This window comes from Streptomyces sp. NPDC048277 (assembly GCF_040652235.1).
Lineage (GTDB): Bacteria > Actinomycetota > Actinomycetes > Streptomycetales > Streptomycetaceae > Streptomyces.
Genome location: NZ_JBEZLQ010000010.1, coordinates 17,418 through 32,638 on the forward strand (window position 1 = coordinate 17,418; position 15,221 = coordinate 32,638).

At 70.1% G+C, this 15,221-nt stretch carries 12 protein-coding genes and 3 tRNA genes; 10 read left to right on the top strand and 5 right to left on the bottom strand.

Annotated elements, in window-relative coordinates:
- Positions 1-69 precede the first annotated feature (69 nt).
- On the bottom strand, positions 70-750 hold the full coding sequence (locus AB0D85_RS22095) for an ElyC/SanA/YdcF family protein (RefSeq protein WP_362322652.1): 681 nt from the start codon (positions 748-750) through the stop codon (positions 70-72).
- 154 nt (positions 751-904) lie between these two features.
- Between AB0D85_RS22095 and AB0D85_RS22100 the strand changes: the two genes are divergently transcribed.
- From AB0D85_RS22100 to AB0D85_RS22120, 5 genes are all read left to right on the top strand, one after another.
- Positions 905-1,639, top strand: a complete 735-nt coding sequence (locus tag AB0D85_RS22100) for a sirohydrochlorin chelatase (protein WP_362322654.1) — start codon at positions 905-907, stop codon at positions 1,637-1,639.
- A gap of 178 nt (positions 1,640-1,817) precedes the next feature.
- Positions 1,818-3,098 carry a deoxyguanosinetriphosphate triphosphohydrolase gene (locus tag AB0D85_RS22105; RefSeq protein ID WP_362322656.1) on the top strand — a complete coding sequence of 427 codons (1,281 nt, stop codon included), beginning with the start codon at positions 1,818-1,820 and terminating at the stop codon, positions 3,096-3,098.
- A 148-nt stretch (positions 3,099-3,246) separates the two neighbouring features.
- On the top strand, positions 3,247-4,512 hold the full coding sequence (locus tag AB0D85_RS22110) for an FAD-dependent oxidoreductase (protein WP_362322658.1): 1,266 nt from the start codon (positions 3,247-3,249) through the stop codon (positions 4,510-4,512).
- A 58-nt stretch (positions 4,513-4,570) separates the two neighbouring features.
- Complete coding sequence (gene dnaG, locus AB0D85_RS22115; protein WP_362322660.1) at positions 4,571-6,472, top strand: DNA primase; 1,902 nt, start codon at positions 4,571-4,573, stop codon at positions 6,470-6,472.
- Between the two features lie 81 nt (positions 6,473-6,553).
- Entirely contained in the window at positions 6,554-7,858 is a 1,305-nt protein-coding gene (locus AB0D85_RS22120) for an RNA polymerase sigma factor (protein ID WP_362322662.1), read from the top strand.
- Between the two features lie 36 nt (positions 7,859-7,894).
- Here the strand turns inward: AB0D85_RS22120 and AB0D85_RS22125 are convergent, their stop codons facing one another.
- The 4 genes from AB0D85_RS22125 to AB0D85_RS22140 all read right to left on the bottom strand — a co-directional run bounded on the left by AB0D85_RS22125 (position 7,895) and on the right by AB0D85_RS22140 (position 13,644).
- Positions 7,895-9,823, bottom strand: coding sequence for an ABC transporter ATP-binding protein (locus AB0D85_RS22125; protein ID WP_362322664.1), 1,929 nt, complete (start codon positions 9,821-9,823; stop codon positions 7,895-7,897).
- Positions 9,823-11,556, bottom strand: coding sequence for an ABC transporter ATP-binding protein (locus tag AB0D85_RS22130; RefSeq protein ID WP_362322666.1), 1,734 nt, complete (start codon positions 11,554-11,556; stop codon positions 9,823-9,825). The genes AB0D85_RS22125 and AB0D85_RS22130 overlap by 1 nt, the downstream gene beginning before the upstream one ends.
- A gap of 154 nt (positions 11,557-11,710) precedes the next feature.
- Entirely contained in the window at positions 11,711-13,165 is a 1,455-nt protein-coding gene (locus AB0D85_RS22135) for an FGGY family carbohydrate kinase (protein ID WP_362322668.1), read from the bottom strand.
- Positions 13,166-13,341: 176 nt separating this feature from the next.
- Positions 13,342-13,644 (bottom strand): YtxH domain-containing protein, encoded by a 303-nt coding sequence (locus tag AB0D85_RS22140; protein WP_362322670.1) that lies wholly within the window; start codon positions 13,642-13,644, stop codon positions 13,342-13,344.
- Between the two features lie 144 nt (positions 13,645-13,788).
- On the opposite strand from AB0D85_RS22140, the gene AB0D85_RS22145 reads away from it, so the two are divergent.
- The 5 genes from AB0D85_RS22145 to AB0D85_RS22165 all read left to right on the top strand — a co-directional run bounded on the left by AB0D85_RS22145 (position 13,789) and on the right by AB0D85_RS22165 (position 15,165).
- A tRNA-Asn gene (locus AB0D85_RS22145) sits at positions 13,789-13,861 on the top strand.
- A 5-nt stretch (positions 13,862-13,866) separates the two neighbouring features.
- Positions 13,867-13,939, top strand: a tRNA-Asn gene (locus tag AB0D85_RS22150).
- Between the two features lie 178 nt (positions 13,940-14,117).
- Positions 14,118-14,191: transfer RNA gene (locus AB0D85_RS22155), tRNA-Ile, on the top strand.
- A 336-nt stretch (positions 14,192-14,527) separates the two neighbouring features.
- Positions 14,528-14,761, top strand: coding sequence for a type II toxin-antitoxin system VapB family antitoxin (locus AB0D85_RS22160; protein WP_362322672.1), 234 nt, complete (start codon positions 14,528-14,530; stop codon positions 14,759-14,761).
- Entirely contained in the window at positions 14,758-15,165 is a 408-nt protein-coding gene (locus AB0D85_RS22165) for a PIN domain nuclease (RefSeq protein ID WP_362322674.1), read from the top strand. Before AB0D85_RS22160 ends, AB0D85_RS22165 begins: the two co-directional genes overlap by 4 nt.
- Positions 15,166-15,221: the final 56 nt, after the last annotated feature.

A 15,221-nucleotide genomic window follows, 5' to 3' on the forward strand; every position in this document is an offset into this window, starting at 1 on the left:
CCGTGTTACGCGGGCGGGGCGACGCCCTCCCCGCCGTACACCGACCGTCGTGAGGGCAGGTACGCGCCCCTAGTGGGGCGCTGCGGCCAGGGCCCTTGCGACCCCGGGTTCCTTCTTCCCCAGGAACTGGGGGTTCGGCTCGAAGACGACGTCCAGGGCCGCCTTCCCCGCCGCGAAGACCTCGCGCGTCCCGCCGTAGTACCAGGTCACGTTGTGCTTGTCGTCGACCCCCACCCCGTACGACGCCACCCCCGCCGCCTCGCACAGCGCCACCGCGCGCCGGATGTGGAACCCCTGGCTGATCAGCACCGCCCGGTCCACTCCGAAGATCTTCTTCGCCCGGACGCAGGAGTCCCAGGTGTCGAAGCCGGCGTAGTCGTTGACGACGCGCCTGGCCGGGACGCCGTGCTTGGCCAGATAGGTCCGCATGGCGTCGGGCTCGTCGTAGTCCTCGCGGCTGTTGTCCCCCGTCACCAGGACGACCTTGATACGGCCCGCCCGGTACAGCTCCGCCGCCGCGTCCAGGCGGTGCGCCAGGTACGGCGACGGCTCGCCGTCCCACAGGCCCGCGCCGAAGACGACCGCCACGTCGGTGCGTGGCACGTCGGCCACCGTCCGCAGCCGGCCGGCCGTCGACACGTACAGCCAGGTGACCGGCAGCAGCGCCAGTACGCACCCGGCCACCACGCCCTGCAGCAGGCGCCGCCGGCCGGTACGGGTACGCGGCAGACGCGGTCGGCGGATCTTCATACGGGTGTTCCCCCCTGTCGGCTCCGACCTTGGAGGACGCAGCGCGGGACGTTCCGGTTCGCTCACACCGTGCGGGTTCGTGGCGTGATGTGCCGGAAAACAGTCGTGACGGTCAGGCAACGGGTGCGCAATCTCGTCCGGCGAGGATCCTTGCATGACGGTGTCCAACCTTTCCCCGCGCCCCGGCCCGCCCGCCCTGGTCCTCGTGGCCCACGGCAGCCGCGACCCGCGTGCGCTCAGCACCGTGCGGGCGCTCATGGACCGGGTGCGCGAGCTGCGCCCCGGCCTGCCCGTGCACCTCGGACACATCGAGCTGAACGAGCCGCTGCTCCCGGACACCCTCGCCGCCCTCGGCAACGCCCGCGCCGTCCTCGTCCCGCTCCTGCTCAGCCGCGGCTACCACGTCAAGCAGGACATCCCGGAGATGGCGGCGGCCTCTCCGGCCCGGACGCGCGTCGCGGAGCCGCTCGGCCCGCATCCGCTCCTGGTCGACGCCCTGCACGCCCGGCTGCTGGAGGCGGGCTGGCGCCTGCGGCCCGCGAGCGCCGTGGTGATGGCGGCGGCGGGCTCCCGCGACCCCGACTCCAGGATCGACACCGACCGCACGGCCCGGCTCCTCGCGGAACGCCTGGGCGTCCCGGTCGTCCCCGCCTACGTCTCCGCCGCGGCCCCGACGGTCGAGGACGCGATCAGCACCCTGCGGGCAAGGGGCCGCCGCCACATCGCGATCGCCTCCTACTTCACGGCCCCCGGCCGCTTCGCCGCACAGTGCGCGGCCCAGGCCCCGTGGATCGCGGCGGCCCCCCTGGGAGCCCACGACGCGATGGCCCACCTAATCCTCCACCGCTACGACCGTGCGCTGGAGACGCCGGTGACCGCGGCCGCCTAGGGGTGCGTGGATCGCTGCGGGTGCGTGGGGGCTTGTCGCGCAGTTCCCCGCGCCCCCAAGGGCGCGGGGAACTGCGCGATCAACCACGACGCACCCGCACCCGCCCGACAACACAACTTGGCAGATCAGTAGGCGCACCAAACACCCATTTGTCACCACCGCCGCTTACTGTCGAATCATGGCAGTCCCCGCACCCGCACCCTCCCCGGCCTACGACCCGGCGTCAGCCGAGCGCTGGGCCCCCGAACCCGACAAACGCCCCGGCCGCACCGCCTTCCAACGCGACCGCGCCCGCATCCTGCACAGCGCGGCGCTCCGTAGACTCGCCGGCAAGACCCAGGTCGTCACCCCCGGTACCGCCACCCAGCTCTGGGACGCCAGCCCCCGCACCCGTCTCACCCACTCCCTCGAATGCGCCCAGGTCGGCCGTGAACTGGGCGCGGCCCTCGGCTGCGACCCGGACCTGGTGGAGGCCGCCTGTCTCTCCCACGACCTCGGTCACCCGCCCTTCGGCCACAACGGCGAACAGGCGCTGAACGAGTTCGCGGACGACTGCGGCGGTTTTGAAGGCAACGCCCAGTCGCTGAGGCTCCTCACCCGCATCGAGCCCAAACGGTTCACCCCGGAGGGCTCCGTCGGCCTCAACCTCACCCGCGCCGCGCTCGACGCCGCGACCAAGTACCCGTGGCCGCGCGGCGCGCACCCCACCGACCCGGCGTCCCCGAAGTTCGGTGTGTACGAGGACGACCGGCCGGTCTTCGACTGGGTCCGCAAGGAGGCCCCCGGCACCCGCACCTGCTTCGAGGCGCAGGTCATGGACTGGTCCGACGACGTCGCCTACTCCGTGCACGACGTCGAGGACGGCCTGCACGCCGGTCACATCGACCCCAACTGCCTGTACGCGGAGCCCGAACGGCAGGAGGTGTTCGCCGTCGCCGTCGGCAGATACGTGCCCGCCGGCACCGACCCCGCCGAACTCGCCGCCGCCCTCGACCGGCTCCAGGACGAGGAGTGGTGGCCGCACGGCTACGACGGCTCCGCGGTCGCCCAGGCCCGCCTCAAGGACGCCACCAGCCAGCTCATCGGCCGGTTCTGCCTGGCCGCGGAGGGCGCGACACGCGAGGCGTACGGCGGCGGCCGGCTCACCCGCTACGGCGCCGAACTCGTCGTACCGCGCGAGGCCCGGATGGAGTGCGCGGTGCTGAAGGCCATCGCCCACCGGTACGTCATGCAGCGCGCCGAGCAGGAGAGACTCCGGGCCGATCAGCGCGTCGTCGTGGCCGAACTCGCGCACGCGCTCACCGCCCGCGCCCCCGACGGTCTCGACCCGCAGTTCCGGGCGCTGTTCGACGCGGCCGCCGACGACCACGCCCGCAAACGCGTGATCGTCGATCAGATCGCCTCGCTCACCGACGCCTCCGCGCGGTCGTTGCATGCGAGGCTGACGGGGCGTATGTGAACAATGGGTGACCCTCCGTCGCCTGATCGGGTCATGATCGTGCCGACGGGGGTCACTCCCTCTTCCCGCATCACGCTGCGTGCGGGAGGCTCACAGTGCGGCGCATGTGGGCGGCATATGTGGCGGCACCCTTACGAGGAGGCTTCAAGTGGTCGACGCGGACCAGACATTCGTCATCGTCGGTGGCGGACTCGCCGGCGCGAAGGCGGCCGAGACGCTCCGGGCCGAGGGCTTCAGCGGCCGGGTGATACTGATCTGCGACGAACGCGACCACCCCTACGAGCGGCCGCCGCTCTCCAAGGGCTACCTGCTCGGCAAGGAGGAGCGCGACAGCGTCTTCGTGCACGAGCCCGCCTGGTACGCGCAGAACGACGTCGAGCTGCACCTCGGGCAGACCGTCGACCGGATCGACCGCGCCGCGAAGACCGTCCGGTTCGGTGACGACGGCACGCTCGTCCACTACGACAAGCTGCTGCTCGCCACCGGTGCCGAGCCCCGCCGCCTCGACATCCCCGGCACCGACCTGGCCGGCGTCCACCACCTGCGCCGCCTCGCGCACGCGGAGCGCCTGAAGGGGGTCCTCGCCGCCCTCGGCCGGGACAACGGGCACCTCGTCATCGCGGGCGCCGGCTGGATCGGCCTGGAGGTCGCCGCGGCGGCCCGGACGTACGGCGCCGAGGTCACCGTCATCGAGCACGGGCCGACCCCGCTGCACGGCGTGCTCGGGCCCGAGCTGGGCAACGTCTTCGCCCAGCTGCACCGGGAGCACGGGGTCCGTTTCCACTTCGGGGTGCAGCTCACCGAGATCGTCGGCCAGGACGGCATGGTCCTCGCCGCCCGCACCGACGACGGCGAGGAGCACCCGGCGCACGACGTCCTCGCGGCGATCGGCGCGGCGCCGAGGATCGGCCTTGCCGAGGCCGCCGGCCTCGAGATCGCCGACCGGGCGCACGGCGGCGGTGTCGTCGTCGACGAACGGCTGCGGACGTCCGACCCGGACATCTACGCGGCCGGTGACGTGGCCTCCTTCCCGCACGCCCTGTTCGGCACCCGGCTCCGGGTGGAGCACTGGGCCAACGCGCTCAACGGCGGCCCGGCGGCGGCCCGCTCGATGCTCGGGCAGGAGGCGGTGTACGACCGCGTCCCGTACTTCTTCACCGACCAGTACGACCTCGGCATGGAGTACAGCGGCTGGGCGCCGCCCGGGTCGTACGACGAGGTGGTCATCCGGGGCGACGCCGGCAAGCGGGAGTTCATCGCGTTCTGGGTGAAGGAGGGACGGGTGCTGGCCGGGATGAACGTGAACGTGTGGGATGTCACAGAGGACATCCAGAAGCTCGTCCGCAGCCGGGAACCGGTGGACACCGAGGCCCTCGCCGACCCGAAGGCACCCCTCGACAGCCTCCTGCCCTGACCGCTGCGGACTCTCTCCGGGCGACGGGACTGTCGGTCCGCCCCCGTAGAATTCACCCGTGGCTGGACGGATCAATGACGAGGATGTGAAGGCGGTACGGGACGCGGTCCCGATCGACGCCGTCGTGTCCGAGTACCTCCAGCTGCGCAACGCGGGCGGCGGGAACCTCAAGGGACTGTGCCCGTTCCACGACGAGAAGTCGCCGTCCTTCCAGGTCAGCCCGAGCAAGGGACTCTTCCACTGCTTCGGCTGCCAGGAGGGCGGCGACACCCTCACCTTCGTGATGAAGGTGGACCACCTCTCCTTCTCGGAGGCGGTGGAGCGGCTGGCCGCCCAGGCCGGCATCACCCTGCGCTACGAGGAGGGCGGGTACAACCCGGCCCACCAGCGCGGTGAGCGGATCCGGCTGGTCGAGGCGCACAAGATCGCCGCCGTCTGGTACGCGGAGCAGCTCGCCACCGGCCCCGAGGCCGAGACCGGCCGCCTCTTCCTGGCCGAGCGCGGCTTCGACCAGGCCGCCGCCGTCCACTTCGGCGTCGGCTACAGTCCCCAGGGCTGGGACCACCTCACCCGCTATCTGCGCGGGCAGGGGTTCACGGACAAGGAGCTCCTGCTGTCCGGGCTCTCGCAGGAGGGCCGGCGCGGCCCGATTGACCGGTTCCGCGGCCGCCTCATGTGGCCCATCCGGGACATCGGCGGCGAGGTCGTCGGCTTCGGCGCCCGCAAGCTCTACGAGGCCGACAACGGCCCCAAGTACCTCAACACGCCCGAGACCGCGATCTACAAGAAGTCCCAGGTCCTGTACGGCATCGACCTCGCCAAGCAGCACATCGCGAAGTCCAGCCGCGCGGTCGTCGTCGAGGGCTACACCGACGTCATGGCCTGCCATCTGGCCGGAGTGACGACCGCGATCGCCACCTGCGGCACGGCCTTCGGCGGCGACCACATCAAGATCCTCCGGCGTCTGCTGATGGACAACGGCTCGGCCCGCGTGATCTTCACCTTCGACGGCGACGCGGCCGGCCAGAAGGCGGCCCTGCGCGCCTTCGAGGACGACCAGAAGTTCGCCGCCGAGACGTACATCGCCATCGCACCGGACGGCATGGACCCCTGCGAGCTGCGCCTCGCCAAGGGCGACGAGGCGGTGGCCGACCTCACCGAACCCAGGATGCCGCTCTTCGAGTTCGCGCTACGGCAGATCGTCGAGCGCTACGACCTGGACACGCCGGGTGGGCGGGCGGCCGCGCTGGACGAGGCGGTACCGGTGGTGTCCAAGATCAAGGAAGTCACGCAGCGGCGTGAGGTAGCGGTGCAACTGGCAGGGCTGGTCGGCATCCGCGACGAGGAGTACGTCGTGGAGCGGGTCGGTCACACGAGCCGCAGGAACGGTGGGCGGCAGCGTTCAGGCGGGTCGTCGCGGGTCCGCCAGGGAGGCTATGAGGAGGCCGCCCCGCGCCCGGCCGTCTCCGGCCCGTCCCTCACTCTGCGCAACCCCGTTTACATCACCGAGCGCGAGCTGCTCAAACTGGCTCTCCAGCGTCCGGAGTTGGTGTCACCCGTCTTCGACGCGTTCGGCGTCGACGAGTTCACCGCCGCCCCCTACGCGGCCGTGTGCCAGGCCATTCTCGACGCCGGTGGCGTGGAGTACGGCCTGCAGGAACCGCAGGAGTTCCTGCACCAGGTCCTCGACATCGCGCCGGACGACACGGTGAAGTCGATGGTCACCGAACTCGCCGTCGAACCCATCAGACGCAAGAACGTCGACGAGCCCTATGCGGGCGCCCAGCTGGTCACCGTTCGTCGACGTGCCGTCGAGCGGCGGGTCGCCGAGATCCACGTCACCCTGACCCGGCTCGGCCAGCACGGCGATCCTGCCGAATTCGCCGCCGTACAGAACGAGTTGTGGGTTCTCCAGCAGTACGACCAGGCGCTGCGGGCACACGGCGCCGTAGCCCTCTGAGCACGCGGTCACGGACCGGACGCAAAAAGTCACCGCACGCCCCTCGTGGCGGCGATGTGTCTTACCCCACACTGGGTTCCGGTGCCTGAGTCCTCGGAGCGCGGCCGGCCCGTCCCGGACGGGTCCCACACCCCCGCCGTTCCACTCATCGCGTACGGGACGGACAGCGGCGAGGCCGTCGTCTCCGCTCCCGAAGTACCGCTGCCGCACCCCCTGGCAGCGATCATCCTGGAGGTCGCCCCCGTGCAGACCCAGACCCTGACCCAGACAGACAGCAGCACGCTCACGGACGAGTCGGAGGCAGAGACCGACGTCTATGCCGGCGTGCCACCGCAGAGCCGGGTGGCAGTCCACCCCGAGACGGAGCCCGCGGCCGAGCCGGACGGCCCGCCGCCGGACGAACTCACCGCCGACGCGTCCGAGTCGGAGCCCGAGCCCGCCGAACCGCCCGCCGCCGCCCGCGCCGACACCAGCGGCCCCTCCTCGGACCTGTTCCGCCAGTACCTGCGCGAGATCGGCCGTATCCCGCTGCTCACCGCCGCCGAGGAGGTCGAACTCGCCCGCCGCGTCGAGGCGGGCCTGTTCGCCGAGGAGAAGCTGGGCAACGCCCCGGACCTGGACAGCGAGTTGACGTTGGACCTGGACCGGCTGGTCGTGATGGGCCGCATGGCCAAACGCCGCCTCATCGAGGCGAACCTGCGGCTGGTGGTGTCGGTGGCCAAGCGGTACGTCGGCCGCGGCCTGACCATGCTCGACCTGGTCCAGGAGGGAAACCTCGGCCTGATCCGCGCCGTCGAGAAGTTCGACTACGCCCGCGGCTACAAGTTCTCGACATACGCCACCTGGTGGATCCGCCAGGCCATGTCCCGCGCCCTCGCCGACCAGGCCCGCACGATCCGCGTCCCGGTGCATGTGGTGGAGCTCATCAACCGGGTGGTGCGGGTGCAGCGCCGGATGCTCCAGGAGAGGGGCTACGAGCCGACGCCCGACGAGGTCGCCGCGCATCTGGATCTGGCGCCGGAGCGGGTGGGCGAGGTGCTGCGGCTGGCGCAGGAACCGGTGTCCCTGCACGCCCCCGTGGGCGAGGAGGACGACGTCGCCCTCGGTGACCTGATCGAGGACGGGGACGCGGCGAGCCCGGTGGAGTCGGCGGCGTTCCTGCTCCTGCGGGAGCACCTGGAGGCGGTGCTGTCGACGCTGGGGGAGCGGGAGCGGAAGGTCGTACAGCTGCGGTACGGGCTGGCCGACGGGCGGCCCCGGACCCTGGAGGAGATCGGGCGGATCTTCGGGGTGACGCGGGAGCGGATCCGGCAGATCGAGTCGAAGACGCTCAACAAGCTGCGGGACCATGCATTTGCGGATCAGCTGAGGGGTTACCTGGACTGAAAAAGAGGGGGCCGCCTTTCAGCGGCCCCCTCTCGGCTAGTCCACCTCGGCCACCGCCTGGGCGAACTGCGCCTTGTACAGCCGCGCGTACGCGCCGTCCGCCGCCAACAGGTCCGCGTGCGCGCCCTGTTCGACGATGGAACCGTTCTCCATCACCAGGATCGTGTCCGCGTCGCGGATCGTGGACAACCGGTGCGCGATCACGAACGACGTGCGGCCGTCCGCGAGTTTGGCCATCGCCTTCTGGATCAGGACCTCCGTGCGGGTGTCGACGGACGACGTCGCCTCGTCGAGGACGAGGATCGTCGGGTCGGACAGGAACGCCCGCGCGATGGTGATGAGCTGCTTCTCACCGGCGCTGACGCCCGTGCCCTCGTCGTCGATCACGGTGTCGTAGCCGTCGGGGAGGGTGCGGACGAACCGGTCGGCGTGGGCCGCCCGTGCCGCCTCCTCGATCTCGCCCCGCGTGACCTCGCGCGAGGCGCCGTACGCGATGTTCTCCGCGATCGTGCCGCCGAACAGCCAGGTGTCCTGGAGCACCATGCCGATCCCGGCCCGGAGTTCGTCCCGGGACATACGGGTGATGTCGACGCCGTCGAGGGTGATCCGGCCGCCGGAGACGTCGTAGAACCGCATGAGGAGGTTGACCAGCGTCGTCTTGCCGGCGCCGGTCGGGCCGACGATGGCGACCGTGTGGCCCGGTTCGACCGTGAGCGAGAGGTCCTCGATCAGCGGCTTCTCCGGGTCGTAGCGGAAGGAGACGTGCTCCAGGGCGACCCGGCCGCGCAGTTCGGCGGGGCGCTCGCCCGGCATCGGGTCGGCCTCCTGCTCCTCCGCGTCGAGGAGTTCGAAGATCCGCTCGGCGGAGGCGACACCGGACTGCACCAGGTTGGCCATGGAGGCGACCTGGGTCAGCGGCATCGAGAACTGCCGGGAGTACTGGATGAAGGCCTGGACGTCACCGATCGAGAGAGCGCCCGAAGCCACCCGCAGACCGCCGACGACCGCCACCAGCACGTAGTTCAGGTTCGACACGAACATCATCAGCGGCTGCATCACACCGCTGTTGAACTGCGCCTTGAACCCGGCCTCGTACAGCGCGTCGTTCTGCTCGGCGAACTGCTTCGCCGACTCCTCCTGCCGGCCGAACACCTTCACCAGGGTGTGCCCGGTGTACATCTCCTCGACGTGGGCGTTCAGCTTGCCGGTGGAGCGCCACTGCTGCACGAAGTGCGGCTGCGAGCGCTTGCCGATGCGGGTGGCGACCACGAAGGACAGCGGCACGGTGACCAGGGCCACCAGGGCGAGGATCCAGGAGACCCAGAACATCACCGCGAGTACGCCGACGATGGTCAGCACCGAGTTGATGAGCTGGCCCATCGACTGCTGGAGCGTCTGGCCGATGTTGTCGATGTCGTTGGTCGCCCGGGAGAGCACCTCGCCGCGCTGCCGCTTGTCGAAGTACGACAGCGGGAGGCGGGAGAGCTTCGCCTGGACGTCCTCGCGCATCCGGTACATCGTGCGGTTGACGGCCCGGTTGACGAGGCGGGTCGCCACCGCCATCAGGAGGCCGGCCGCGAGGTACGTACAGAGCGCGAAGAGCAGGACGTTGCCGACCTGGCCGAAGTCGATGCCCTTGCCGGGCGTGAAGTCGGTGCCCTTGAGCATGTCGGCGACCGTGGTCTGGCCCCGCTCGCGCATGCCCTGGAGGACCTGGTCCTTGGTGGCCCCGGCGGGCATCTGCTTGCCGATGACACCGGCGAAGACCAGGTCGGTGGCCCGGCCGAGGATCTTGGGGCCGATCACGTTGAGGGTGACGCTGACCACCACGCAGAACAGCAGCACATAGATCGTGAGCTGTTCGGGTTTGAACCGGGCGAGGAGCCGTTTGCCCGAGTTCTTGAAGTCCATCGAGCGCTGGTCGGGGCCGCCCCCGGCCATCATGCGTCCCATGGGCCCGGCCATCAGGCAGCCTCCGCTTCCGTCAGCTGGGAGAGCACGATCTCCCGGTAGGTCTCGTTGTCGGCCATGAGTTCGTGGTGCCGGCCGGTGCCGACGACCCGTCCCTCGTCGAGGACGACGATCCGGTCGGCCTCCCTGATGGTCGCCACCCGCTGGGCGACGATGACGACGGTCGCCTCGGCGGTCTCCCGGGCGAGCGCGGCGCGCAGGGCCGCGTCGGTCGCGTAGTCGAGGGCGGAGAAGGAGTCGTCGAAGAGGTAGATCTCCGGGCGCTGCACGAGCGTACGGGCGATGGCGAGCCGCTGGCGCTGGCCGCCGGAGACATTCGTACCGCCCTGCGCGATGGGCGCGTTGAGGCCGCCCTCCAGCTTCTCGACGAAGCCCTTGGCCTGCGCCACCTCCAGCGCGTGCCACAGCTCCTCGTCGGTGGCGTCCGGGTTGCCGTAGCGCAGGTTGGTCGCCACGGTCCCCGCGAACAGGTACGGCTTCTGCGGCACCAGGCCCACCGTCTTCGCGAGCAGCTTCGGGTCGAGCCCGGCGACCTCCTCGCCGTCCACCAGGACCTGACCCTCCGTGGTGTCGAAGAGACGCGCCACCAGGCCGAGCAGGGTGGACTTGCCGCTGCCGGTGGAGCCGATCACGGCGGTCACCTCGCCGGGCCGGGCCACCAGGTCGACGGCCTTGAGCACCGGCTCCTCGGCACCCGGATAGCAGAAGCCGGCGCCCCGGATCTCCAGATGCCCGTGCCGGCGCAGCTCGATCACCGGCGCGCTCGGCGGGACGACGCTGGACTCGGTGTCCAGGACCTCCTCGATGCGCTCGGCGCAGACCTCCGCGCGCGGCACCATCATGAACATGAAGGTGGCCATCATCACGGACATCACGATCTGCATGAGGTAGGCGAGGAAGGCGGTCAGATCGCCGATCGCCATCTGGCCGCTGTCGATGCGATGGGCACCGAACCACACGACCGCGATCGACGAGACGTTCACCGTCGTCATGACGATCGGGAACATCAGCGCGAGCATGTTGCCGGTGGCCAGCTGCATCTCGGTGAGGTCCTGGTTGGACTTGCCGAACCGGCCCTGCTCGTACTCGTCGCGGACGAAGGCGCGGATCACCCGGTTGCCGGTGATCTGCTCGCGCAGCACCCGGTTCACCGTGTCGAGCCGCACCTGCATGGCCCGGAACAGCGGCCGCAGCCGCCGCACGATCAGCGTCACGCTGATCCCCAGCACGGGTACGACGGCGACCAGCACCCCGGACAGCGGAACGTCCAGGCCGAGGGCGAGCACGATGCCGCCGACGCACATGATGGGCGCCGACACCATCAGCGTGAACGTCATCAGGACCAGCATCTGGACCTGCTGTACGTCGTTCGTCGTACGGGTGATGAGTGAGGGCGCCCCGAAGTGACCGACCTCACGTGAGGAGAAGGACTGCACCCGGTCGAAGACGGCGGCCCGCACATCCCGGCCGAGCGCCGACGCGGTCCTGGCGCCGTAGTACACGGCACCGATGTTGCACACCACCTGAGCCAGCGAGATACCGATCATCAGGGCGCCGAAGGACAGGATGTAATCCGTGTCACCCTTCACGACGCCGTTGTCGATGATGTGCGCGTTGAGCGTGGGCAGATAGAGAGTGGCGCAGGTCTGCAGGAACTGCAGCAGCACCAGGATGGAGATGGGTTTCTTGTAGGGCCTGAGATAGGTCCGCAGAAGTCGTATGAGCACGCTACGTCTCTCGGAGTCGGCGGTGGGGTGGGCTCGCCGGCCCGCCGCGATGGGCGGGACGCTTGCCCTAGGCCCCTATCGTCCGACACTCCACCCGCGTTACCTCAACCGATTAACCCGAGAGCGGATGCCTTGAGGCACCGGGGGCGCACCCTTACGCCCGAAACGCCCCCGGATGGGTCTGTTCGCGCACCGACACGTACTGCTGCCGCACCGCCTGCCCTACGGCCAGTTCGTCCCCGGGGTCCAGCACCTGCGCCGCCGGACCCTGCCACACCGGCGGCGTACGCGGGTCCAGCGTGCCCTGCGACACCCCGAGCGCCCAGGCCGCCTGCCGGGCCGCCCCGATCGCCGCGTAGTCCGCCGGCTGCGGTACGACGACCTGCGCGCCGAACAGCATCGGCGCCGCCGCCTGCACGGCCGGCAGCTCGGCGGCCCCGCCGAGCAGGAAGATCCGCCGCACCTCCACCCCGCGGCCGCGCAGCACGTCGAGGGCGTCGGCGAGCCCGCACAGCATGCCCTCGAACGAGGCCCGCGCGAGATGCTCGGCCTTCATCGACTCCCGCCGCAGCCCGGCCAGCGTCCCGGCGGTGTGCGGCAGGTTCGGCGTCCGCTCGCCCTCCAGGTAGGGCAGCATGACCAGGCCGTGCGAGCCGGGCGTCGACTTCATCGCCAGATCGGACAGGCTCTCCAGATCGGACAGCCCGAGCAGCTCGGCGGTACCGCGCAGGGTCCGTACGGCGTTGAGCGTGGTGACGACCGGCAGGTGCATGCCGGTGGCGTCGGCGAGCGAGGTGATCATGCCGGAGGGTTCGGCGAGGGCCTCCGGATGCACGGCCATCACGGACCCCGAGGCGCCCAGCGACACGACGGCGTCCCCGAACCCGAGCCCGAGCCCGAAGGCGGCGGCCATGGTCTCGCCGGTCCCGGCGGAGATCAGCAGCCCCTCCGGGGTCGTACCGGCCGCGTCGGAGGGCCCGATCACCTCGGGCAGCATCACCTGGTGCCCCAGGGCGAGTTCGACGAGATCGGGCCGGTAACCGCCGGTGGCCGCCGACCAGTACCCGGTCCCGGACGCCCCGCCCCGGTCGGTGGTCCTCCTGACCGGCCGCCCCAGCAGCTGCCACACCAGCCAGTCATGGGCCTGCAGCAGTACGGCGGTCCGCCGGGCGTTCTCCGGCTCGGTCTTCGCCAGCCAGCGCAGCTTGGTGACCGGCTGGGCCGCCTGCGGCACGCACCCCACGGCCTGGGCCCAGGCCTCGCGCCCGCCGAGCGCGTCGATCAGATCGGCGGCCGCGACCTGGGCGCGCTTGTCGCCGCCGACCATCGCCGGGCGGACCGTGTTGCCCTGGGCGTCCAGCGGGACCACCGCGTTCTGCTGCGCGGAGACACCGATGGCCTGCACGCCCTCCAGGAGGCCGCCGCCGGCCGCCTCCCCGAGCGACAGCAGCCAGGCCTGCGGGTCGACGTCACTGGGGCGCGCCGCGCCGTCCGGCGTCTCGACCGGATGCGGTGCGTATCCCTGGCGGAGCACCGCGCCCGTGTCCGTGTCGCAGACCACGATGCGAGTGAAATCGGGTGAGCTGTCCAACCCGGCGACTATCCCCATGCCCGAAATTCTGCCGCACGCTCCGCTGTGGTTTGGCCGACGGGCGCCGTTCGGGTGGGGGCCGTGTTTCGGGTGCGGGTGCGTCGGGGCTGGTCGCGCCCACGCGGCGGAGCCGCAAATCGATATAGCCCCGCGCCCCTAGGGGGTTGCAGCCGGGGGCGTCTTGAAAAGTGGACCTACGTGTTGCTGGTGCCCCAGTCGTCCGCGCCGTCGGCCTGGCTGCGCTCGCGCAGGGAGCGGACCCGGGCGGCCACCGAGTCGGGCATGCGGTCGCCGACCTTTGCGCTGACCGAGTGGAAGGCCTTGCCGGCGATCTCGCGGCTCTGCTGGGCGGCGGTCTCCGCCGTGTTGCGGACCGCGGGGTTCTGGGCGACCTGGCGGGCGGACTTCTTCAGCTGCTCGTAGCGCTCGCGTCCGGCCCTGGTACCGAGCACGTAACCCAGAGCGAGCCCGACGACGAACGTGAGCTTGTAGCGCATGGCGGCCACCCTTCCCTGGTGCGGGAGTCTCGTGGGGGGAACCGATTGGCGGAGCACCCCCCTGCTTGCGCTAATGTATGTGTCGCAGCGAGCGAGCGCCCCCTGGCGAATACCCAGGTAGGCACGTTCGATGCAACGAGGCATTCCTCCGTAGCTCAATTGGCAGAGCAGCCGGCTGTTAACCGGCAGGTTACTGGTTCGAGTCCAGTCGGGGGAGCTCGGTCCTCCGTAGCTCAATTGGCAGAGCAGCCGGCTGTTAACCGGCAGGTTACTGGTTCGAGTCCAGTCGGGGGAGCATGCTGAACGAGGACCCCTGGTGGGGTCCTTTTTCATGCCCGCGGGAACCGCCGGGCCTGCACTGATGTCCTCAAGGTCGGGTACGACCGCAGACGCCGACCATCCGAAGCAGGAGATCGTATGAGCGGCTATGCTGCGGCAGACGGCGCGCACACTTGTACGCGACACGCCGCTATGGGGCGGTAGCTCAGCCGGTTAGAGCAGCGGACTCATAATCCGTCGGCCGTGGGTTCGAGTCCCACCCGCCCCACTACTCGCTGTGCGAGCAGAACCGTTCTGACCAGGCACTTTCCCGGTCGGGGCGAGAGTGTGAGGGTCCTGGCGACCCGGTGGTGATCATGATTTCATGATCGTCTGGACAAATTCTGGACGCCGATTCCGGTTAAGTCGGGCATGGCGCTTATGGAGTATTTCGTGTCGGCGGCGGGCAGGCCTCTGTCGGCTCGCCCCGCAGTGAGAAGCGGGCCCATGTGAACGTCATGACACCCGGCGCGCCTCCCTCGCATGGTCTGTTTGTGATCGATGGCCGCGCTCGATGTTGGTGATGTATCTTGGATGTATACATCGTGGATGTTGGAGGTGCCCGATGTCCGTCACGCAGATCGATCTCGACGACGAGGCGCTGGCCGAGGCCATGCGGCTGATGGGTGTCACGACGAAGAAGGAGACCGTCAACACGGCCCTGCGGGACTACGTGGCGCGGATCAAGCGGCTTGAGGCTGCGGAGAAGCTGGCCGCGCGGGGTGCGCGGGGTGAGTTCGAGCAGGCCGCGGCGGCGCGTGACGCGGAGAAGCGTGCGCGCCGCGAGGCCTTCGAGTGATCACGTATCTGGTGGACACCTCGGCTCTGTGGCACCTGTTCCGTACGCCAGGTGCGTTGCGTCCCTGGGAGGGGCACATTGCCGCCGGGGTGTTCCACCTCTGCGAGCCGACACGGGCCGAATTTCTCTACTCGGCAACCAGCCCGTCCCATCGGGAGGAGCTCGCAGAGGAACTGGACGCGCTCTGCTTGCTCTCTCCGGTTCCAAAGAACGCCTGGCGGTGGGTCGACACCGCCCAGTACAAACTGACCCAGCGGGGCCAGCACCGCGCGGCTGGAGCGATCGACCTGTTGGTGTGTGCGACAGCAGTCAGCCACGGGCATACTGTCCTTCATGTGGACAATGACTTCGTGACAGTGGCTGCAGTGCTCAAGGAAGTTCAGCAGCGAGACGTGCGAGCCTGATCTCCTGGTGCCGGTCCACTGCGTTGGTCTGCCGGTGTCGTTGATGGACGCCTACG